15 protein-coding genes, 1 tRNA gene and 1 pseudogene are annotated in these 20708 nt (G+C 67.2%); 11 read left to right on the top strand and 6 right to left on the bottom strand.

The features are described 5' to 3' along the window. Window positions 1–26 precede the first annotated feature (26 nt). Window positions 27–1262, bottom strand: coding sequence for a PepSY-associated TM helix domain-containing protein (locus WS89_RS07685; RefSeq protein WP_059790335.1), 1236 nt, complete (start codon window positions 1260–1262; stop codon window positions 27–29). A 229-nt stretch (window positions 1263–1491) separates the two neighbouring features. Between WS89_RS07685 and WS89_RS07680 the strand changes: the two genes are divergently transcribed. Beyond that, complete coding sequence (locus WS89_RS07680) at window positions 1492–3615, top strand: TonB-dependent siderophore receptor (protein ID WP_059503255.1); 2124 nt, start codon at window positions 1492–1494, stop codon at window positions 3613–3615. 166 nt (window positions 3616–3781) lie between these two features. On the opposite strand, the gene rpsU is transcribed toward WS89_RS07680, so the two are convergent. Continuing rightward, on the bottom strand, window positions 3782–3994 hold the full coding sequence (gene rpsU / locus WS89_RS07675) for a 30S ribosomal protein S21 (protein ID WP_006401410.1): 213 nt from the start codon (window positions 3992–3994) through the stop codon (window positions 3782–3784). Between the two features lie 519 nt (window positions 3995–4513). On the opposite strand from rpsU, the gene WS89_RS07670 reads away from it, so the two are divergent. The 5 genes from WS89_RS07670 (at window position 4514) to vioA (ending at window position 11424) form a co-directional block, all read left to right on the top strand. After that, on the top strand, window positions 4514–5683 hold the full coding sequence (locus WS89_RS07670; protein WP_059790334.1) for a flagellin: 1170 nt from the start codon (window positions 4514–4516) through the stop codon (window positions 5681–5683). Window positions 5684–5815: 132 nt separating this feature from the next. Continuing rightward, the gene (gene fliD / locus WS89_RS07665) at window positions 5816–7324 is read left to right on the top strand and encodes a flagellar filament capping protein FliD (RefSeq protein WP_059790332.1); all 1509 of its coding nucleotides are present in this window, start codon (window positions 5816–5818) and stop codon (window positions 7322–7324) included. A 25-nt stretch (window positions 7325–7349) separates the two neighbouring features. Then, on the top strand, window positions 7350–7649 hold the full coding sequence (locus tag WS89_RS07660) for a flagellar protein FliT (protein ID WP_034209594.1): 300 nt from the start codon (window positions 7350–7352) through the stop codon (window positions 7647–7649). A gap of 255 nt (window positions 7650–7904) precedes the next feature. Next, a complete protein-coding gene (locus tag WS89_RS07655; protein WP_059790330.1) occupies window positions 7905–10253 on the top strand; it encodes a tetratricopeptide repeat protein in 2349 nt (782 codons plus the stop codon). A gap of 28 nt (window positions 10254–10281) precedes the next feature. Continuing rightward, window positions 10282–11424, top strand: a complete 1143-nt coding sequence (gene vioA / locus WS89_RS07650) for a dTDP-4-amino-4,6-dideoxy-D-glucose aminotransferase VioA (RefSeq protein WP_059790328.1) — start codon at window positions 10282–10284, stop codon at window positions 11422–11424. 10 nt (window positions 11425–11434) lie between these two features. Here vioA and WS89_RS07645 read toward each other — a convergent pair whose 3' ends face one another. Both WS89_RS07645 and WS89_RS07640 read right to left on the bottom strand, forming a co-directional pair. Further along, on the bottom strand, window positions 11435–12097 hold the full coding sequence (locus WS89_RS07645) for an acetyltransferase (RefSeq protein WP_059790326.1): 663 nt from the start codon (window positions 12095–12097) through the stop codon (window positions 11435–11437). A gap of 93 nt (window positions 12098–12190) precedes the next feature. Next, complete coding sequence (locus tag WS89_RS07640) at window positions 12191–14134, bottom strand: tetratricopeptide repeat protein (RefSeq protein ID WP_059790324.1); 1944 nt, start codon at window positions 14132–14134, stop codon at window positions 12191–12193. Window positions 14135–14351: 217 nt separating this feature from the next. Between WS89_RS07640 and WS89_RS34905 the strand changes: the two genes are divergently transcribed. Together WS89_RS34905 and WS89_RS33670 are read left to right on the top strand one after the other, a co-directional pair. Next, window positions 14352–14555 (top strand): DUF4145 domain-containing protein, encoded by a 204-nt coding sequence (locus WS89_RS34905; protein WP_082741820.1) that lies wholly within the window; start codon window positions 14352–14354, stop codon window positions 14553–14555. 649 nt (window positions 14556–15204) lie between these two features. Next, window positions 15205–15357 (top strand): annotated as a pseudogene (locus WS89_RS33670) (tyrosine-type recombinase/integrase); the annotation flags it as partial. Window positions 15358–15411: 54 nt separating this feature from the next. Here the strand turns inward: WS89_RS33670 and WS89_RS07635 are convergent. Beyond that, window positions 15412–15487 (bottom strand) — tRNA-Arg (locus WS89_RS07635). Window positions 15488–15738: 251 nt separating this feature from the next. Between WS89_RS07635 and WS89_RS07630 the strand changes: the two genes are divergently transcribed. Beyond that, window positions 15739–16626: a c-type cytochrome gene (locus WS89_RS07630; RefSeq protein WP_059790322.1), complete on the top strand. Its 888-nt coding sequence runs from the start codon at window positions 15739–15741 to the stop codon at window positions 16624–16626. A 109-nt stretch (window positions 16627–16735) separates the two neighbouring features. Here WS89_RS07630 and WS89_RS07625 read toward each other — a convergent pair whose 3' ends face one another. Further along, entirely contained in the window at window positions 16736–18823 is a 2088-nt protein-coding gene (locus WS89_RS07625; protein WP_059503235.1) for a UvrD-helicase domain-containing protein, read from the bottom strand. Between the two features lie 307 nt (window positions 18824–19130). Between WS89_RS07625 and WS89_RS07620 the strand changes: the two genes are divergently transcribed. Both WS89_RS07620 and WS89_RS07615 read left to right on the top strand, forming a co-directional pair. Further along, window positions 19131–19316 carry a hypothetical protein gene (locus WS89_RS07620; RefSeq protein WP_059790321.1) on the top strand — a complete coding sequence of 62 codons (186 nt, stop codon included), beginning with the start codon at window positions 19131–19133 and terminating at the stop codon, window positions 19314–19316. 180 nt (window positions 19317–19496) lie between these two features. Beyond that, window positions 19497–20549, top strand: coding sequence for an oxidoreductase (locus WS89_RS07615; protein WP_059503233.1), 1053 nt, complete (start codon window positions 19497–19499; stop codon window positions 20547–20549). Window positions 20550–20708: the final 159 nt, after the last annotated feature.

The raw sequence follows: 20708 nt of genomic DNA, 5'->3' as shown, positions 1-20708 counted from the left end.
GCCGCAGGTTACTTGCCGCTCGGCCTTTATCGCGCCGCGCGCGACGACGCCGATACGACCGCCCGCGCGCTTCGCGTAGCTCGCACGCGTGCGCTGCGCTTCTTCACCCAGATGCAGACGCCCGTCACGCTCAGCATCGCGATCACGATGCCGAGCATGCTCACGGCGACACGTCCGGCGACACCGGCGATCCGCCCCGAGTGCAGCGGAAACTGTGCTTGCATGAACAGGTCGCCGGCCGAACCGCGGCCCGGCACCTGCGCCGCGACGGGCTTGCCGGTCACCGCATTCCAGTACAGCCACGCGTTGCCGAGCCCGACGTCGCCATGGTCGTTGCCGGGCGTGAAGAACCCGACCGCATAGGCGTTCATCGCCGGCGCGAACAGCAGCGCGCCAGGCGGCGCGGCGATCCCCGCGTCGCGGCCGGCCGAGCGCGCGATCTCGACGATCCGCTCGCGCGGCAGCACCGGGCTGCCCGGCGGGGCCGGCGGGAAATGTTCGGGATTCGTGTACGGCGTTTCGGCGAGCGGCGACACCAGCGAGACCAGCGGGCGCACGACGGGCACGGCAAGGTTCATCGAAATCGACGTGACCGCGACGACGAGCAGCAGCCCCCACACCCACACGCCGCCCGAGCGGTGCAGGTCGAACACGAGCGGATAGCCGCCGCGCCGCACGCGGAACGCGAACGACTTGCGCCAGCTTTTCAGGTTCGGAAACGCGAGCACGAGCGCGATCAGGCTGTCGATCGCCCACACGATGCCGACGACGCCCATCACCCAGAACCCGAAATTGATTCCGCCGTACACGGGCAGGAACAGCGAGTAGTGCAGCCGGTAGATGAACGGCATCAGGTCGAGCCGCGCGAGCGACGGCGCGCCCCATTCGCGGCGGCCCTGCACCGTGCCGGTCGCGGGATCGACGGCGATCTGGCTGAAACCGAGTGCGTACGGCTGGCCGGTCGCCGGATCGGTACGCGGCATCACGCCCGCCTGCAGCGTGTGCCCCGGTTCGATCGCGAGCGGCAGGTAGGTCACCTGCACGCGCGGATCGGCGGCCTCGATGCGCGCCGCGAGCTCGAGCGGCGCAAGCGGCGCCGCGCCGCTGCGCGCGGTATAGAAATCCGGGTTCAGCGCCGCATCGAGTTCATGGTCCCACGCGATCAGCGCGCCGGTGAGCCCCGCGACGAACAGGAACAGCGCGATGGCGAGCCCGAACCAGCGGTGCAGGCGCACGAGAAACGGTCGCAGGAACGCGTTCATCGCGTGCGCGGCGCAAGAAAAGCGGGCCGGCACGAGCGGCGGCCCCGATTCGACGGGATGCAGTTCATTTCATGGCGAGCGCCGCGCAACGGTCATCCGGTCGGGCCCGGCGAGGCCGGATGCCCTTGTACGCGGCATGGAATTGTTGCGCGGTTGGCGGGTTTTGATACGATGCGCGACATTTTAACGCAATGCGAATGATTCTTACTCGCATTTTTACTCGCTCGCCATGACCGTCTGCCTCGCCCGCCCGCCTGTCCGTCCACGCCGCGTGGCCGCCGCCCTCGCCTGCCTTGCCGCGTCGCTCGCGCACGCGGACGATTCGCCCGGCGACGCCGCGGTACTGCCCGCCCTCAACATCACGGCCGCGCATGATTCGCCGCAACACTTGACCGACACGATCTCGACGGGTGCGCTCGGCACCCGCCGCCAGCTCGACACGCCGTTCTCGACGACCATCGTCACGTCGGAAGAGCTCGAGGCCCGCCAGCCGTACAAGCTCGGCGACGTGTTCGCGAACGACGCTTCGGTGTCGGACAACAGCGGCGCCTACAGCGCCTGGGCCAGCTACATGACGGTGCGCGGCATGCAGCTCGACTGGCAGAACGGCTACAAGATCGACGGACTGCCGTTCGTCACGTACGGCATCACGATGCCGTACGAGCAGCTCGATCGCGTCGAACTGCTGAAGGGGCTCGGCGGCTTCCTGTATGGCTTCGTGACGCCGGGCGGCGTCGTCAACTACGTAACGAAGCAGCCGGGCGCCGAACCGGTGCGCAGCGTCGACATCGGTTACCGGAGCACCAACGTGTGGACCGAGCATGTCGATCTCGGCCAGCGCTTCGGGCCCGACCACATGTTCGGCGCGCGGCTGAATGCGACCCACGAGGAAGGCAAGACCTACAACGACGGCAACATCCGCCGCGACAGCGTGTCGCTCGCGCTGCAGGCGAACCTGACGCGCGACCTGTCCGTGTCGTTCGGCGCGCTGTACCAGGACCGCCGCACGACGGGCCAGACGCCGTCGATCTTCACCGGCAGCTATCCGGGCGGCGCGCTGCCCGCGACGATCAGCGGCGGATCGACGAACCTGGGCGGCAAGGACCAGTACCTGAACACGAACCTGCAGCTCTATACGACCGGGCTGCAATACCAGCTCGCGCCCGACTGGCAGCTCGACGTCACGTACAGCTACAGCAAGGCGACGCGCCGGCGTAACGAAAGCACGCTCTACCTGCAGGACGCGGCCGGCAACTACACCGACAGCCGCTACGTCGGCATGGAGGATCACCGCTTCAGCCAGTGGCGCGCGATGGTCGAGGGCAAGGTACGCACGGGCCCGTTCAGCCACCAGATCGTGCTCGGCGCGTCGTGGCAGAAGCAGGCGAACGACTATTCGGCGAACAGCGTGTTCGTGCCGCTCGGCGCCGGCAACCTCTATGCGCCGAATCCGTACCGCTACGAGAGTCCGCACGGTTTCATCCAGTACCGCACGAGCGAGATCGTGCAGAAATCGCTGTTCGCGAGCGACACCGTGCAGTTGACCGAGCGCTGGTCGGTGCTGGCCGGCGTGCGCTACATGAACTACGCGCAGCGCGCGTTCCAGGCGAGCGGCGCCGAGGCCCCCGGCTATCGCCAGAACGGCGTAGCGACGCCGACCTTCGCGGTGATGTTCAAGCTCGCGCCGACGACCACCGCGTACGCGAGCTACGCCGAGTCGCTCGAGCCCGGCAGCCGCGTGAACGACGTCTACGCGAACGCGGGCCAGGTGCTCAAGCCGTTGCGCAGCAAGCAGTACGAGCTGGGGATCAAGAGCGAGCACGCGCGCTGGAGCGCGACGGCCGCGCTGTTCCGCATCGAGCGCAGCGCCGAATACGCGAACGCCGCGAACGTCTACGTGCAGGACGGCGAATCGATCATTCAGGGGATCGAGGTCGGCGCGCGCGCGAAATTCGGCGCGCACTGGAACGCGGGCGTCGACGCGATGCTGCTCGACGCGTGGTACGCGAACGGGATCGGCAACAATGGCAACCGCGTGGCCGGCGCGCCGCGCTTCGTGCTCGCCGGCGACCTCGGCTATGCGGTGCCGGGCGTGCCGGGGCTGACGCTCGGCGTCGACGCGAAATTCACCGGCGCGACGCCGCTGCGCGCGGCCGGCGGTCTCGACGCACCGGGCTTTCTCGTCGTCAACGCGGGCGCGCGTTACCTGACGCGGGTCGGACGGCACGACGTGACGCTGCGCGCATCGATCGACAACGTGTTGAACCGCCGTTACTGGGAATACCAGTACGCGGACTACGTGAAGCCGGGCGACCCGCGCACGGTGAGCCTGAGCGCGAAGATCGATTTCTGAACGCCGCGGCCGGCGGCCGCAACCCGCTGGCCGCAGGGTCTCGCCAGCCGACGGGAACACCCACGCCGCAATGGCCTCGGGATTTTCCCGGCCCGCCAAAGCAAAACGGCGGAGCGGCCTCTTTCGAGGCACACTCCGCCGTTTTGCGGCGAACCGGCAGACGCTCTTAGTGGAGCTTCTTCGGCAGCATCTGGCTGCGCAGACGCTTGTGCAGGCGCTTGACGGCTGCTGCCTTCTTGCGCTTGCGGACTGCGGTCGGCTTTTCGTAAGACTGGCGCTCACGCAGTTCAGCGATCAGGCCATTTTTTTCGATAGCGCGACGAAAGCGGCGAATCGCCACTTCGAACGGCTCGTTTTCTTTCAGAAGAATCGTCGTCATGTCGTTCCTAAATTGCTTAAACGGTCAAAAACGTAGCGGCCAAGCGCCACGCACCGGCCATCCGAGCGTCCCCACAACAGGCGAAACGAGCGGAAATACGGCCTCGGAGGCCGGAAAAGAGAGGCGGAAAGCACCGCGAGTACGCTTCACAACCGCGTGCAGCGCCGCGTTTGACTGCCAGCAGACATGCCGAAACCGGCAAAGGCGTGACAGAAAATCTCAATTCAGCCCGCCATGATAGCAGGGAATCACAGACAAAACCACCCTTTTGTCGGTCGTGTGTGCACAGCGTCGCGACTGCGTCTCCGCGCCGGTTTCTGCCCCGTTTAACTCGGCGCCGCGCTGCGCCGGTCCGAATTGACAAAGAAGGATAAAAAATCGGGCCGAATCTGCAAGCGCCCCTCAAGTTTTGTTTTGGTACGCCGAAATCCTGCTCTGAGGCGGCCAGCAATGAACGAGTGCTTCCGCCGACGCCAAAACGGCTTTCCAGGGCTTTCGGCTTACACAGGAGATTTTTCCATGCTCGGAATTAACAGCAACATCAACTCGCTGGTTGCACAGCAGAACCTCAACGGCTCGCAAAACGCCCTGTCCCAGGCCATCACGCGCCTGTCGTCGGGCAAGCGCATCAACAGCGCAGCGGACGACGCAGCAGGCCTCGCGATCTCGACCCGGATGCAGACCCAGATCAACGGTCTGAACCAGGGCGTGTCGAACGCCAACGACGGCGTGTCGATGATTCAAACGGCATCGAGCGCACTGTCGTCGCTGACGAACAGCCTGCAGCGTATCCGCCAGCTGGCCGTCCAGGCGTCGACGGGCACGATGTCCACGACCGACCAGGCAGCACTGCAGCAGGAAGTCGCGCAGCAGATCCAGGAAGTGAACCGTATCGCGTCGCAAACGACGTACAACGGCACGAACATCCTGAACGGTAACGCAGGCATCGTGTCGTTCCAGGTTGGCGCGAACGTCGGCCAGACGATCTCGCTGGACCTGAGCCAGAGCATGTCGGCCGCCCAGATCGGCGGCGGCCTGGTGCAGAAGGGTCAGACGGTCGGCACGGTTACGGGTCTGAGCCTCGACGCCAACGGCGCGTACACGTCGGCGGCGGCGTCCGTAACGGTTACCGCAATCAACGTGCTGTCGGACGGTAAGGGTGGCTACACGTTCACCGACCAGAACGGCGGCGCTATCTCGCAAACCTATGCTCAGTCCGTGTTCGGTACAAACGCAACGGGCGGCACGGGCGCGGCAGTCGGCGCTCTGACGCTCCAAACGAGCGCAACCAGCGCTGGCGGCAGCAGCATGTCGGCAGCGGCGCTCACCGCGGCCACGAACGCCGTTGCACAGATCAACGCCGTCAACAAACCGGCTACCGTGTCGGGCCTCGACATCAGCACCGTCAGCGGGGCGAACGTCGCGATGGTGTCGATCGACAACGCGCTGCAGACGGTGAACAACGTGCAGGCGGCACTCGGCGCGGCACAAAACCGTTTCACGGCAATCGCCACGGCGCAGCAGGCAGAATCGACCGACCTGTCCTCGGCACAGTCGCAGATCACCGACGCGAACTTCGCGCAGGAAACCGCGAACATGTCGAAGAACCAGGTGCTGCAGCAAGCAGGCATCTCGGTGCTCGCACAGGCGAACTCGCTGCCGCAGCAGGTCCTGAAGCTCCTGCAGTAATCGCGTAGCAACCCACGGCCGGGCCCCGCGTAACGCGCGGCCCGGCCGCAGTCACTTGGCGCGCGGGGCCTCGCTCCGCCGCCAGGTCTTCATCCAGAATTTCCCGGATCACCCGCCGCACGGAGCAACACGATGTCGACGATCAATTCCGCCGTCACTGCCGCCAACAACTCGGCCAACAGCCAGCTGCAACAGGCTGCCCAATCGATCATCAGCGGTTCGACCGGCAACTCGTCGATGGACGTCAACTCGCTCGTGACGGCACTCGTCAATGCGAAAACCGCCGGTCAGGCCGCCGCGCTCAACGCGCAGCAAAGCAGCGACAACACCCAGATTTCCGCGTATGGCGCGCTGTCGGCCGCGCTGAGCGCACTGCAGGCCAGCCTCACGACGCTGTCGAACGGCTCGCTGCAGAACACCTTCACCGCGACCGCGAGCGGCACCGGCCTCACCGCGACCGCGGGCGCCGGCGCGGTGGCCGGCAGCTACTCGGTCGGCGTCACGCAGATCGCGACGTCGCAGTCGCTGTCGTCGGCCGCGTTCGGCGCGTCGACCGCGCTCGGCACCGGCACGATGACGCTGTCGCTCGGCAGCCAGTCGTTCACCGTCGACGTGAACAACACCAACAACACGCTGTCCGGCATCGCCGCCGCGATCAACTCCGCAACCGGCAACCCTGGCATCGTCGCGTCGGTCGTCAACGGCAGCGACGGCGCGCACCTCGTGCTCAGCTCGACGCCGACCGGCGCGGCGAGCACGATCGGCGTCGCGCTCAGCAACGTCGCCGGCGACAACGGCCTGTCCAGCCTCGGCGTCACGTCGACGGCCAGCACGACGGGCGGCCAGTCGACGATCACGTCCGCGAACGGCAGCGCCGCGTGGAAGCAGAGCACGGCCGCGCAGGACGCCGCGTTCACGATCAACGGGATCGCCGGCACGAGCGCGAGCAACACCGTGACGAGCGCGATCACCGGCGTCACGCTGAACCTGACCAGCGCCGCCGTCAGCACCACGCAGCCGCAAACGTTGACGGTCGCGACCGACACGAAATCCCAGGCCGCCGCGATCAACAACTTCGCGACGCTCTACAACACGCTCGTCACGACGATGGGCTCGCTGTCGAGCTTCACGTCCGGCGCGTCGTCGCAAGGCCCGCTGCTCGGCGACTCGACGCTCAACACGATCAAGAACGCGCTCGCGTCGATCGTCGCGAGCGGCGTGAACACCAACGGCTCGACGGTCAACCTCGCGTCGATCGGCGTCACGCTGCAGGCCGACGGCACGCTGAAGGTCGACAGTACCGCGCTCAACGGCGCGCTGCAGAACAATCCGACGGGCGTCGCGTCCCTGTTCAACTCGACGAACGGGATCGGCGAGCAGTTGACGACGAATATCACGAACTACACGAAGACGAACGGATTGATCGCCGCGCGCACGACCGCGCTCAGCAACGATCTGAAGAACGTCGCCCAGCAGCAGACGACGCTGACGAACTACGCAGCACAGCTGACCACCCAGTACCAGGCGCAGTTCACCGCGCTCAACACGCTGATGGCGACGATGAACACCAACTCGCAATACCTGACCCAGCTGTTCGGCGGCGCGAACAGCGGCGGCGCGCTGGCGAACAACAAGAGCTGACCGCTAGCCGGACAGGAGAGCCCCGATGGAACAGACCGAACTGATCGCCCGGATCGACGCGCTGACCGACTCGATCGAACACGCGGCCACGATGGCCGACTGGGCCGAGGCCGTGCGCCTCGCCGATGCGCGCTGGCAGCTCGTCGCGCTGCTCTCGACCGACCAGCCGCCCGTCGGCATCGCCGCGATCCGCCGCATGCAGGTCAGCAACGACCGCATCTTCGCCGACGCGCAACGCGCGCAGCAGGAGCTGACCGACGAATACCAGGCGGCGATGAGCCGTGTGCAGGCCGTCGGCCAGTACCAGAGCATCGCGAGCCGTTAAGACGCGCCGCGCGGCGTGCTCGACATGCGCGCCGCCCACCCGACAACAAGAACTACGCGCTGATGTGAGGGCGTGCTCGTTCGCCTCCCCGCCCGCCTCGTGCGGGCGTTTTTTTGGGTAATGCCGGCAGCACCGTCCGGCTTGAGCCGACCGGTCAATCGGCCAAACTGACCGGGCTTTTCCCGTCACCTCGCGGCATCGGCGCAACGGCGCGCTACCGATAATGATATCGACCGACTTTCCGCAGATTTCATCATGTTCTCGACCGAACCGCCCGCCTCCGCCGCGCTCACGCCTGAACAGCAGCTTGCGCAGGACATTGCGCTCGTCATGGAGAACGCGCTCGAGCGCCAGCGCAGCGGCGCGTTCGACGACGCCCGGGCGCTGTACGAGGCCATCCTCGACGCGGTGCCCGCGCATGGCGATGCACATTACAACCTCGCGGTGTTGATGGTCGACACGGGTCAACCGGCCGACGCGGTGCCGCATTTCGAAGCCGCAATCGGCGCGAACCCGGACAACGGCTACTACTGGGTCAGCTACATTCATGCGCTGCATCGCACCGGGCAAACGGCCGCCGCATGGATCGCGGTCGAAATCGCGCAGCAGCGCGGCGTACGAGGCCCGGCGCTCGACGGGCTGATCGCGCAACTGGCGTCGCCCGACTTCGTGCTCGCGACGGCAGCGGTCGCAGCCCCGACCGACATCGACACGGCGATCGTCCTGGAAATCGCGGCCGGCGCGACAGCCGAACAGCGCGACGCCGGCAAGCCGGCCCGTCGCCCCAATCAGACGCTGCTGCAAAAGCATGCGGCGCTGTTCGAGAGGAACAAGCACGCGGAAGCCACCGCGCTTGCGCGGCAATTGGTCGCCGACTACCCGAAAGACGGCGCCTGCTGGCGCGCGCTGTCCGCATCGCTTCACCGGGAAGGCCGCTTCGCGGAGATGATCGATGCGGGCTTTCGCACGATCGAATTGCTGCCGGATGAAGTCCTCGTGCGCATTCTGCTCGCCGATACGCTGCGGATGATGAACCGTCTCGCGGAAGCCAACGAGCAATGCGAGCGCCTGCTCGAGCTCCAGCCCGATCACGCGGAGGCCATGCGGATTCGCGGTCTCGTGCTGTTCGCGCTGCGCCGCATGGATGAAGCGATCGCGGCCTGCCGACGGGCGGTCGAGCTTGCACCGGGCGCCGCTGCACCATGCGGCACGCTCGGCTTCGTGCTGCTCGAAATGGGCGCAACGCAGGAAGCGATCGGCTGGCTGAAGCGCTCCATCGAAATCAATCCGGCCGACAGCGTCACCCATAGCAGCATGCTGTTCTGTATCGCGCACAGCAGCGACTTCGATCCGCAAACGCTCGTGGCGGAACACCGCAAGTTCGGCGAGCGCTACGACAATCAAAAGCGCAAGCGCGCGGCCGTGTTCTCGAACTCGCGCGACCCCGCGCGCAAGCTGCAGGTCGGCTTCGTGTCGGGCGACCTGTTCAGCCACGCGGTCGCCTCCTACGCGGTGCCGGTGATCGAGCATCTCGCGGCCGATCCCGGCATTGCGATGCACTTCTATCACAATCACTTCGAGGAAGATCACACGTCCGAGCGTTTCAAGGCCCACGCCACGACCTGGCGCAACGTCGCCGGCATGAGCGACACGGCCTTCCTCGAACGCGTGCGCAACGACCACATCGACATCGTGATCGACCTGTCGGGTCATACCGGCCGCAACCGGCTCGTTGCGCTGGCGCAGCGCGCGGCGCCGGTTCAAGCGTCGTGGATCGGTTATCCGGCCACGACCGGCCTGAGCAAGATGGACTACTACCTCACGGACCGCTTCGTCGCGCCGCACGGCGCATTCGACGACCAGTTCGTCGAACAGATCGTGCGACTGCCCGCGATCGCGCCGTTCATGCCGCCGCCGAACTGCCCGCCCGTGAACGTGCTGCCGGCGCTGCACAACGGCTATACGACTTACGCGAGCTTCAACCGCCTGAACAAGCTGAGCCCGCACGTGATCGAGGTTTGGGCGCGCGTACTGCACGCGGACCCGACCGCGCGCATGGCGCTCGGCGCGATCGGCAGCGACGGAGACCAGCAGACACTGACCGCATGGTTCGCGGCTGCCGGTATCGACGCCAACCGCCTGACGTTTCACCGGCGCTCGAACATCCCCGTCTACATGCAGCAGCACCACGGTGTCGACCTCTGCCTCGACGCGTTCCCGTACACCGGTTCGACGACGACGCTGAATGCACTATGGATGGGCGTGCCGACCGTGACGATCCCCGGCGCGACGATGGCCGGGCGCGGTAGCGCGGGCTGGCTGCAGCATGTCGGACTCGATGCGTACATCGCGACGGACGAGGACGATTTCGTCGCGAAAGCGCTGGCGCTCAGCCGCGACACCGCCGCGCTGCAGGCGCTTCGCGCCGGCCTGCGCGCGCGCTGCGGAGCGTCCGCCGCGTTCCGCCCGGCCGTCGTCGCGGCCGGGCTGTCGTCGGCGCTGCGCACGATGTGGACCCGCTGGTGCGCGGGAGAGCCCGTCACCGCATTCGACACGCCGCTGTTCGACGACGTGACGACCGCACAGGCCGCGGCCGACGCCTGAGCGCCGCGCGTTATCGAGAGAGACCACCATGACCGCCAGCCTGCCCGCATCGTCCGTTGCGCAACTGCCGCACGAACGCATCTACGTCACGCAGCCGCACCTGCCGCCGCTCGCGGAATTCCTGCCGTATCTCGAGAAGATCTGGGAGAGCCGCACGCTGACGAATGGCGGCCCGTTCCACCAGCAGTTCGAGCGCGCGCTGTGCGACTATCTCGGCGTGCCGTACCTGTCGCTGTTCGCGAACGGCACCCTCGCGCTCGTCACCGCGCTGCAGGCGCTGCGCATTACCGGCGAGGTGATCACGACGCCGTACTCGTTCGTCGCGACCGCCCATTCGCTGCTGTGGAACGGCATCAAACCGGTATTCGTCGACGTCGCGCCCGGCACGCTCAATCTCGACCCCGCACGCATCGAGGCGGCGATCACGCCGCAAACCACCGCGATCATGCCCGTGCATTGCTACGGCAATCCGTGCGACGTCGACGCGATCCAGAAGATCGCCGACAACTACAACCTGCGCGTGATCTACGACGCGGCGCACGCGTTCGGCGTGCAGAACGCCGACGGCAGCGTGCTCGCGCACGGCGACCTGTCGGTGCTGAGCTTTCACGCGACGAAGGTGTTCAACACGTTCGAGGGCGGCGCGATCATCTGCCCCGACGCGAAGACCAAGCAGCGGATCGACCACCTGAAGAACTTCGGTTTCGTCGACGAGGTCACCGTCGTCGCACCTGGCATCAACGGCAAGATGAGCGAAATCAACGCCGCGTTCGGGATGCTGCAGTTGCAGCATATCGACGGCGCACTCGCACGCCGCCGCGAGATCGATGCGTTGTACCGCACGCTGCTGGCCGACGTGCGCGGCATCCGCTGCGTGCCGCGCGGCGGCCAGACCGTCGCGAACCACGCGTATTTCGCGATCCTCGTCGACGAAGACTATCCGCTCGACCGCGATGCGCTGTACCAGAAGCTGCGCGACTACGACGTGTACGCGCGCCGCTACTTCCATCCGCTGATTTCGGAATTTCCGATGTACCGCGGGCTGCCGTCCGCCAGCCGCGACAACCTGCCAGTCGCAACGGAGGCCGCGCGCAAGGTGTTGTGCCTGCCGATCTACCCGGCGCTCACTGACGACATGGTCCGCCGCATCGTCGAGCTGATCGCCTTCTGACCCGCCGCATCTACAGGTAACGCTCGTCGGCCGCGCGCGCGCGGATCCGGCGCGCCGGGTTGCCGTACGCCACCGTGTACGGCTCGACGTCGTGCAGGACGACCGCGCCCGCGCCGACGACGCTGTGCTCGCCGACCGCAATCCGGTGCCGCAGCATCGCGCCGAGGCCGATCGCCGCGCCGCGGCCGATCCGGCAGTTGCCGCCCGTGACGACGCCCGGTGCGAGGCTCGAGAAATCCGCCATCACGCCATCGTGGTCGAGCGACGCGTTCGTGTTGACGATGCAGCCTTCGCCGATCGAACAGCTCGGGTTGATCACCGCGCCGGCCATCACGACCGTGCCCGCGCCAATCGTCGACGCCTTGCCGACGCACGCGGCCGGATGCACCGCCGACACGCGCGGCAGGCCCGGCACGAGCGCCGCGAGCCCGGCCGTCACGGCCTCGCGTGCATGATTGTCGCCAATGGCGACCAGCAGCCCGACGATCCCGTGCCGGTCGACCAGTTGCGGCAAATCACGCTCGGCGCCCAGCACCGCGTAGCCGAGCGTCTGCTCGCCGGGCGTCCGGAACGAATCGATCAGCCCGGCGATCCGGTACCGGCCGGCCTGTTCGACGATGTCGATCACGACCTTGGCGTGACCGGAGGAGCCGACGATGATGATGTTTTCCACGAGGGCCTCGATTGATCTGATAAGCAGCGGCAGCACGGTCGCGTTTCGCGCAGTATGCCGTGTCGTCGCGCCCGTGCCGCGCGCGCCGTCACGTCAGACGCTACGCGCCGTTTCGTCCGCCGTCACGCGTGCGACTGCAAAATGCGCAGCAAACGCCCCCCTCAGCCGCTCGGCCAGCCGAATCCAGCTTTCTTCGCGCCCGCGCCGGAACAGCCGCACCGTGCCCGGATACCACGGCGAATCCTCACGGTCGTGCATCCACCGCCAGTCCACGTCCTGATTCGGCAGCAGCACCCAGCAACGCTTGCCGAGCGATGCGGCCAGATGCGCGGTCGACGTGTCGACGCACACCACGAGATCGAGTTGCGCGACGATCGCGGCCGTATCGGCGAAATCGTCGATCTCCGAGCCCAGGTGCAGCAACGGCAAGCCGCCCGGCGGATGCCGCGCCTCGTCCTCGCCCTGCCCTTTCTGCAGGCTCACGAAATTCACGCCCGGCACGCTCCACAGCGGCGTCAGCAACGCCAGCGACGGCAGCGAGCGGTGCGCATCGTTGTGATGCTTCGGATTGCCTTTCCACACGAGGCCGATACGCGGGCCGGCCGGCAGCACATCGAGTCGCGCCCCCCAGCGGGCGACGCGCGCCGGATCGGGGACGAACCGCACCGGCGGCGGAATCGTGTCGAGTGTCGTGCCGGCATGCATCGGCGCGCTCAACAGGCTCGTCCAGTAATCGAATTGCGCGACCTGCGCGGTGGCCGTCTCGTGATCGAGCACCGCGTCGACGCCGTCGACCGTCTCCATCAGCCGATGCAGCGCCGGCTGGCACGCGAACACCACGCGCGCCGCCTGCCGCGCGCGAAATTCCGCGAAATAGCGGCTGAACTGCAGCATGTCGCCGAGGCCGTCCTCCTGCCAGACCAGCAACGTCTTGCCGGCCAGCGGCTCGCCTTGCCATTGCGCGCACCGCAGCACCTCGCGGGTCCGGCGATGCACGAACGTCGACTGCTCGTAGCGGGATTCGTAGCGGCGCCACCCTTCCTCGAACCGTCCGCGGCTGAGCAGCAGCGTCGCCAGCCCGAAGCGCGCGTCGTCGTAGTCGGCGCGCAGCTCGAGCGCGCGGCGGTATTCGCGCTCGGCTTCGTCGAGGCGGCCCGCATGCGCGAACGTCGTGCCGAGGTTGTAGTGCGCTTCGGCCATCTGCGGCGCGAGCGCCAGCGCGTCGGCGAACGCGATGGCCGCGTCGTCGTGGCGGCCCTGCGCACGCAGGACGCAGCCGAGATTGTTGTGCGCCTGCGGCAGGTCGGGCCGGCAGCGGATGGCGTCGCGATAGGCCGCTTCCGCTTCGGGCAGGCGGTCGAGGTTCTGCAGCGCGATGCCGAGGTTGTAATGCGCTTCCGGATGATCCGGACACAGCTCAATGGTCTGCCGGCTGGCCGCCTCCGCTTCCGGCAGCCGCTGCATGTCGACGAGGATCGCGCCGAGATTCGCGTGCGCGAGCACATGATCGGCGCGAACGGCGATCGCGAGCCGGTACGCGAGCTCCGCCTCCGCCGGCCGGGCGAGGACGCGAAGCAGGTTGCCGAGATCGGTCAGCACGTCGGGTGACCGCGGCTCGATCGACAGTGCCTGCCCGAATGCCTGTTCGGCCTCGTCGAGCCGGCCGAGCGCTTCGAGCACCTTGCCGAGCCGGTGATGGTGCGACGCGCGTAGCGGCGTGACGGACGCCAATTGCCGGCGGCCGACCGCCTCCGCCTCGAGCAGCCGCCCCTGCGACACAAGTAGCGCGCCAAGGCCTTCGTACGGCGGATCGAACGCCGGCATGGCATCGATCGCGCGCCGCCACCACGTCTCGGCGTCGGCCAACCGGTTCAGGCCCAGCGCGCACACGGCCGCGACGTGCAGCGCCGCGACGTCCGCCGCGGGCGCATCGAGCAGCGGCGCGACGCGCGATAGCGCGTCGGCAAACCGTCCGTTCTGGCACAAGGTCGCGGCGTATTGAACGCACGCGGATTCGTCGGAAGCAAGCGTCGTCATGAAAGGCTGGGCAAGGCGGCGGACATTCATCGCATCCGGCCGTCGAGGCGGCGGCCCGGCACGCGCGTCGCATGTCGCGACCGGACAACCGTTTCGGCACGGGAAGCGTCGATCGACAGGTTACCGAAGCGCGCATGCATGCGATGCGGTGATGTGAGCCCATTCCGCGCGGCTGTTCGGGCGATGGACCGGCCGCCCGGCGCGTGCCCGGCCTCCGATGCGTCGTCTCGCCGTACCGAAGTTGTATGTCCCGCTCGGCGAATCAGGGAAGCACATCGATTCAGACATCGCGTCTCTCGTACAAAAGGGACTGAGGCCCAAGATCCAGCGCGCCCCGGACATTGTCCGCGTAATCGGAAACGAAAGTGTGCACCCCGTTAAACTTGACGTTCGGGACGACGATGATCACGGATCCGCGTGAAGTCGACGCGCTCTATGAACGACTGCCGGAGAGCAAACGAGAGGCTATCGAACGACGAGACACGGCAAAACCCGCAAAGTGACCAGCCGGAAAACCAGCATTGGGTTGTGGCGCGAGCAACGCTATCGAGACCGCATAACCAAGGCGCATAAAAGTACGTCAAGGAATCGGCCCGCCAATCTCCGCGCAGCCCGCGCCAGACGGCGCCCGAGTGCCGGGCGCATGAGTGCATAAAAAATCGCTCGTTTTTGCGGGCAGACGAGGCGGGTCACAATTGCGCATATGGATTCCGCGCCGACGTCGCCAAGGGCTCGGCTGCGTCCCGCAGGCCACATGCATAGTCCACATCTCGGCGTCTGCACCTCGTCGCAACAAGCCAAGCCTCGATTCAAAAACCCCCGGCCACAGGGGGACCGTGACCGGGGCAAGGAACCGTCCGTACTCAGGCACGAGGAGGACGTATGAAGAGTCTAGGAGGCCAATTTTCTTTCCCAAATAATGGAAAACTAGCATTTAAAACGCCCATTATTCGTCGACAGGAAGCAGTGGCAAGCCTGTGGCGTGACGATTCAAACGCGGGGAACTGCAACATGCCGGTCCAGAACGACATCGCCGCCTCAAGCGGCCGAGTCTGCATAACAGTGTCGCCCAACGCGGCACGCCGCTACAGGTGTTGAAGGAACTGGGCGGCTGGGAAACGCTGGAAATGGTGCAGCGGTACGCGCACCTGTCAGCCGATCACTTGGCGCATTGGGTCAGGCCACTGACGGCCGAGCCGGCGCCGATGCTAGCTGCAATTTAGCTGCAATGAGTCTGTCCGACGAAGGGAGGAAACCGCTGAAAGCCTGACTAGGCTTGGCGCGCCCGGCTGGGATCGAACCAGCAACCCCTGCCTTCGGAGGGCAGTACTCTATCCATTGAGCTACGGGCGCGTGAGACAGTGAAGCGACCCCATATACGGGCCGCCCACGATTGGCAAGACGGCAAGGATACCCGGTTTCCCATGACGCGTCCACCTCGCCCGCCGAATCGCCGCCGGGCGAGCCTGCGTGCGGGTAAACACGCGCCATCGCATCGCTCGCCGTGATGTAAACGTTCCGTCTATAATCGTCCGTGCTTCATTGGACTGCCATTTTGCCGTTGCACCGCGCTCACAATTCCTATTCACGGAGACGAGGCAAGCATGAGCGAAGCACCCCACGAATCTCCCGTCAAAACCCCTGGGCAGCTGATTGCCGTCATCATCGCGTCGTTCGCGATTCCGATCGTCCTGATCGTCCTGTTCGCCAATTACGCGAACCATGCGTTCCGTTCCGGCGCCGGCACGGACGCGCTATCCGACGAGCAGGTCGCCGCACGTATCGCCCCGATCGCGAAGGTCGACGTGAAGGACGCCAACGCGCCCCGCACGTACAAGACGGGCGAGGAAGTCTACAAGGCCGTCTGCGTGACCTGCCACGGCACCGGCGCCGCCGGCGCGCCGAAGTTCGGCAACAAGGACGACTGGGCGCCGCGCATCTCGCAAGGCTTCGACACGCTGCTGAAGACGGCCCTCGCGGGCAAGGGCGCGATGCCGGCGCGCGGCGGCACGAGCCCCGACGACGTCAGCGACTATGAGATTGCGCGCGCGATCGTCTACATGGCGAACAACGACGGCGCGAACTTCCCCGAACCGGCCGCACCGGCCGCCAATGCGGCGCAGCCCGCCAGCGGCGCACCCGCGTCGGGCGCCGACGCGTCGAACGCGCAGGCCGCCGCCGCCATGGCGGCGATCGCCGCGATCCCGAAGGCCGGCGAAAAGCCCGCGGCCGCCCCGGCCGGCGCCGATGCGGCAACGGCCGGCAAGGCGCTGTACGCGTCGACCTGCCAAGCCTGCCACGCGGCCGGCGTGCTCGGCGCACCGAAATTCGGCAGCAAGGAAGACTGGGCGCCGCGCCTGAAGGATTCGATGGATACGGTCTACAACTACGCGCTGCACGGCAAGGGTGCGATGCCGCCGAAGGGCGGATCGAACGCGTCGGATGCCGACGTGAAGGCGGCCGTCGATTACATGGTCAACGCGGCGAAGTAACGCTCCCGCTCGGCCATCCGTAAAAAACCCCCGCGACGCACGCGCTTCGCGGGGGTTTCGTTTTCTTGCGGCCGGTTCGTCGCGCCTGCGTACGCGCGGCGCCGCCGCGTCACTTCTGCAGCAACGCTTTCAGGCTCGCGAGCCGGTCCTTCGGCGACATCGGCGCCTCTTCCGGCGTCGGCGGCGGCGCTTCGTCGAGCCCCATCTCGGGAATGAACCGTGACGGTTCGCACACGACCGTCTCGCGCGCCCGCTTGCGCTTCTTGCACCAGTTCAGGTGCAGGCTGCGCTGCGCGCGGGTGATCGCGACGTACATCAGCCGGCGCTCCTCCTCGATCCGTTCGTTGTCGATCGGGCCGTCGTCCTCGCTGCCGCCGCGGTGCGGCATGATGCCTTCCTCGACGCCGACCAGGAACACGTGCGGATACTCGAGCCCCTTCGACGCGTGGACGGTCGACAGCCGCACGGCGTCCGGATCCTCGTCCTTGCCTTCGAGCATCGACATCAGCGCGACGGTCTGAATCAGGCCGAGCAGGTTCTTGCCGGTATCGGCGAGCCCGTCCGCGTTGTGGAAGCCGTCGGCCTCGCCGTCGACGGCTTCCGTCTCGGGCTTCGTGCCCTTGCGCTTCAGCCATTCGAGGAATTCGAGCACGTTCTGCCACTTCGACTGCGCCTGCCGCTCGTCGAACGCGTCGTACAGGTACGCCTCGTAGTGGATCGCTTCCATCATGTCGTCGAGCACGACGGTCGCGGGCTCCTTGTCCGCGCGCTCGGTCAGGCGCTGGATGAAGTCGCAGAACATGCGCAGCGGCTCGATCTGGCGCGCCGACAGCCGCGCCTCGATCCCGCCCATGTACACGGCCTCGAACAGCGACACCTTCGCCTGCCCCGCGAACGACCCGAGCGCCTCGAGCGTCGTGTTGCCGATGCCGCGGCGCGGCGTCGTGACCGCGCGGATGAACGCGGGATCGTCGTCGGCGTTCGCGATCAGCCGCAGGTACGCGCACAGATCCTTGATCTCGGCTTTGTCGAAGAACGACTGGCCGCCCGACAGCACGTACGGGATCCGCTCGCGCCGCAGCACCTGCTCGAAAATCCGCGCCTGGAAGTTGCCGCGGTAGAGGATCGCGTAGTCGCGGAACTGCGCGCGCCGCTCGAACTTGTGCGCGGACAGCCGGAACACGACCGATTCGGCCTCGTGTTCCTCGTCGTTGCACGCCGTGACGGTGATCGAATCGCCCATCCCGTGCTCGGACCACAGCTTCTTCTCGAACAGCTTCGGGTTGTTCGCGATCACGTTGTTCGCGGCGGTCAGGATCCGCACCGTCGATCGGTAGTTCTGCTCCAGCTTGATCACGTGCAGCTTCGGGAAATCCTTGCCGAGCTGCGCGAGGTTCTCCAGCGTCGCGCCGCGCCAGCCGTAGATCGCCTGGTCGTCGTCGCCGACCGCCGTGAACGCGGCGCGCGGGCCCGCGAGCTGCTTCAGCAGCTCGTACTGGCATGCATTGGTGTCCTGGTACTCGTCGATCAGCAGGTAGCGCAGCTTGTTCTGCCAGCGGTCGCGCACCTGCTCGTTCTTCGCGAACAGCTCGGCAGGCAGGCGGATCAGGTCGTCGAAATCGACCGCCTGGTACGCATGCAGCGTCGCCACGTAGTTGCGGTAGACCAGCGCGGCCTGGTGCTCGTCCTCGTTGGCCGCGATCGCCATCGCCTCGTCGGGCATGATCAGGCCGTTCTTCCACAGCGAGATGATGCTCTGGATCTTGCGGATCAGCCCCTTGTCGGTCGTGCCGAGCTGCTCCTGGATCATCCCGAAGCAGTCGTCCGAATCCATGATCGAGAATTGCGGCTTCAGGCCGACGTGCTCGGCCTCCTGGCGCAGGATCTGTACACCGAGCGAGTGGAACGTGCAGACGGTGAGCTGGTTGACGGGCACCTTGCGGCCTTCCTTGCCGGGCGTGGTGAGCGTCTTGCCTTCCAGCAGCTTGGACACGCGCTCGCGCATTTCGGCGGCGGCCTTGTTCGTGAACGTGACGGCGGCGATATGGCGCGGCTCGAAGCCTTTCGCTTCGATCAGGTGCGCGATCTTCTGCGTGATCACGCGGGTCTTGCCGCTGCCCGCGCCGGCGAGCACGAGGCAGGGACCGTCGAGGTAGCGCACCGCTTCATTCTGAGCGGGATTGAGGCCTGCGGACATGATGGCGGATGGTGTTGCTGGTTGACGGCGGAGCGCCGGGAGGATGCCGTGCGCGGCAGGCTGGCGAAGCAAGCGGACACGCGGGCAGGACGCGCATGTTAACACGTCGGCGGCGTGTATTTCGGGTGCGCCGCAGGGCAGGGGCCGGCAGGCTTGCCGGGCGGGCACCCACTGTCCGTTCGCCGTGGTCGCGCCTGTCCGTTCGGCCAATCCGGCCCCGTCCGCGCTGCGATCGGACACAATACGCACTCCCCGGCGCCACCCGCCGGCCCGCTTCAATTCACCTGAGCGTCACCGGATCGATCTCATGGAATACCTGCTCGCCGCCGCCAGCGTCGGCCCGCTGCTGTCCGTGCGAGGGCGTTACATGCGCCGGCGCCGCGTCGCGCCGCGGCAGCCCGAGGCGGCCAGCCCGCGCGACGGCGTAGCCGGCGACGGCCCGCGCCGAGGCAGGCTGGCCGCCCCGGCTCGCCGCGCACCGCGCGCCGGGTGATCACGCCGTACGGCGCCCAACCCGCGCAAAATGCCGGCACTTCTTGTGCAAACGCCGCATCGCTTCGCGCGTTTCGCCCGGCGCGTCTGTGCAAGCGGCGGCGCCATGCCAAAATAGCCGGTCGTCTTCGTGCCGTTTCGGCGCGCCATCCTTTAATTTCCTTCGCAGCCAGGAATTGCCATGTCGTCATTGCTCAGGATTGGTTTGATGGGTTTCGGTTTCGCCGGCGCGACGTTCCACGCGCCCGTGATCGCCACGAGCGGCCGCACTGAAGTCGCCGCGATCGCGACGAGTCAGTCCGATCGCGCGCACGCCGCCTACCCGGGGGCGCGCATCGTCCCCGACCTCGACACGCTGCTCGGCCTCGACGACATCGAATGCGTGGTGATCGCCACGCCGAACGACACGCATTTCACGCTCGCGCGCCAGGTGCTCGAAGCCGGCCGCCACGTGGTCGTCGACAAGCCGGTCACGCTCACCGCCGACGAGGCGCTCGCGCTCGCGCGGCTCGCGAACGCACGCAGCCGGCTGTTCGCGCCGTTCCACAACCGCCGCTGGGATGGCGATTTCCTCACCGTGCGCCGGATCGTCGATTCGGGCGAGCTCGGCCGCATCACCTGCTTCGCGTCGCACTTCGACCGCTTCCGGCCGACGCCGCGCACGCGCTGGCGCGAGGAGCCGGCCCGCGGCGGCGGCCTGCTGCTCGACCTCGGCCCGCACCTGATCGATCAGGCGCTCGCGCTGTTCGGCACGCCGGACACCGTGAGCGCCACCGTCAAGACGCGCCGCGACAACGGCACGGCGCCCGATTTCGTGCACCTGCTGCTCGGCTATCCGGACAAGGACGTCGCGCTGCATGCGAGCGCGCTGTCGGCGATCGAGCCCGCGCGCTTCACGCTGCACGGCACACGCGGCAGCTACCAGAAGTTCGGGCTCGACACGCAGGAAGACCAGCTCAAGGCGGGCCTCACCGCCGACGACGTCGAATTCGGCGGCGGCAATCCGCCCGGCCTGCTGCGCGTGCTCGACGGCGACGTCGAGGTCGAACGTCCGGTGCCGACGCTCGACGGCCAGTACGCGGAGTTCTACCGCGCGCTCGCCGCATCGATTCGCGACGGCGCGCCGTTCCCCGTCACCGCGCAGGACGCGGTCGACGTGATGACGATCATCGAGCTCGCCGCGCAGAGCGAGCACGACGGCCGCCGGCTGCCGTTCGTGCGCCGTATCGTCTGATCGTTGCCGGCCGGGTCGGCGCCGCCGCGGCCGGCATCCCGCGCCACGCGCCACGCACCGTAGCGTCTGCCGCCCACGGCCCCGTCGGCTCGGTGGCTCGATGGCTCGGTGGCTCGGTGGCTCGGTGGCTCGGTGGCTCGGTGGCTCGGTGGCTCGGTG

This window comes from Burkholderia sp. MSMB1072 (assembly GCF_001524725.1).
GTDB lineage: Bacteria > Pseudomonadota > Gammaproteobacteria > Burkholderiales > Burkholderiaceae > Burkholderia.
Note: the sequence above shows the minus strand (reverse complement) of the source record. Positions and strands in the feature narration are given on the sequence as shown.

What these genes read in the sequence shown, in the direction of transcription:
- WS89_RS07660 (WP_034209594.1), top strand. Translation starts at nt 7,350, where the DNA reads ATGGAACAGACCGAACTGATCGCCCGGATCGACGCGCTGACCGACTCG.
- WS89_RS07615 (WP_059503233.1), top strand. Translation starts at nt 19,497, where the DNA reads ATGTCGTCATTGCTCAGGATTGGTTTGATGGGTTTCGGTTTCGCCGGC.
- WS89_RS07625 (WP_059503235.1), bottom strand. Translation starts at nt 18,823, where the DNA reads ATGTCCGCAGGCCTCAATCCCGCTCAGAATGAAGCGGTGCGCTACCTC.
- WS89_RS07640 (WP_059790324.1), bottom strand. Translation starts at nt 14,134, where the DNA reads ATGACGACGCTTGCTTCCGACGAATCCGCGTGCGTTCAATACGCCGCG.
- WS89_RS07620 (WP_059790321.1), top strand. Translation starts at nt 19,131, where the DNA reads ATGGAATACCTGCTCGCCGCCGCCAGCGTCGGCCCGCTGCTGTCCGTG.
- WS89_RS34905 (WP_082741820.1), top strand. Translation starts at nt 14,352, where the DNA reads ATGCGTCGTCTCGCCGTACCGAAGTTGTATGTCCCGCTCGGCGAATCA.
- vioA (WP_059790328.1), top strand. Translation starts at nt 10,282, where the DNA reads ATGACCGCCAGCCTGCCCGCATCGTCCGTTGCGCAACTGCCGCACGAA.
- WS89_RS07685 (WP_059790335.1), bottom strand. Translation starts at nt 1,262, where the DNA reads ATGAACGCGTTCCTGCGACCGTTTCTCGTGCGCCTGCACCGCTGGTTC.
- rpsU (WP_006401410.1), bottom strand. Translation starts at nt 3,994, where the DNA reads ATGACGACGATTCTTCTGAAAGAAAACGAGCCGTTCGAAGTGGCGATT.
- fliD (WP_059790332.1), top strand. Translation starts at nt 5,816, where the DNA reads ATGTCGACGATCAATTCCGCCGTCACTGCCGCCAACAACTCGGCCAAC.
- WS89_RS07630 (WP_059790322.1), top strand. Translation starts at nt 15,739, where the DNA reads ATGAGCGAAGCACCCCACGAATCTCCCGTCAAAACCCCTGGGCAGCTG.
- WS89_RS07680 (WP_059503255.1), top strand. Translation starts at nt 1,492, where the DNA reads ATGACCGTCTGCCTCGCCCGCCCGCCTGTCCGTCCACGCCGCGTGGCC.
- WS89_RS07670 (WP_059790334.1), top strand. Translation starts at nt 4,514, where the DNA reads ATGCTCGGAATTAACAGCAACATCAACTCGCTGGTTGCACAGCAGAAC.
- WS89_RS07655 (WP_059790330.1), top strand. Translation starts at nt 7,905, where the DNA reads ATGTTCTCGACCGAACCGCCCGCCTCCGCCGCGCTCACGCCTGAACAG.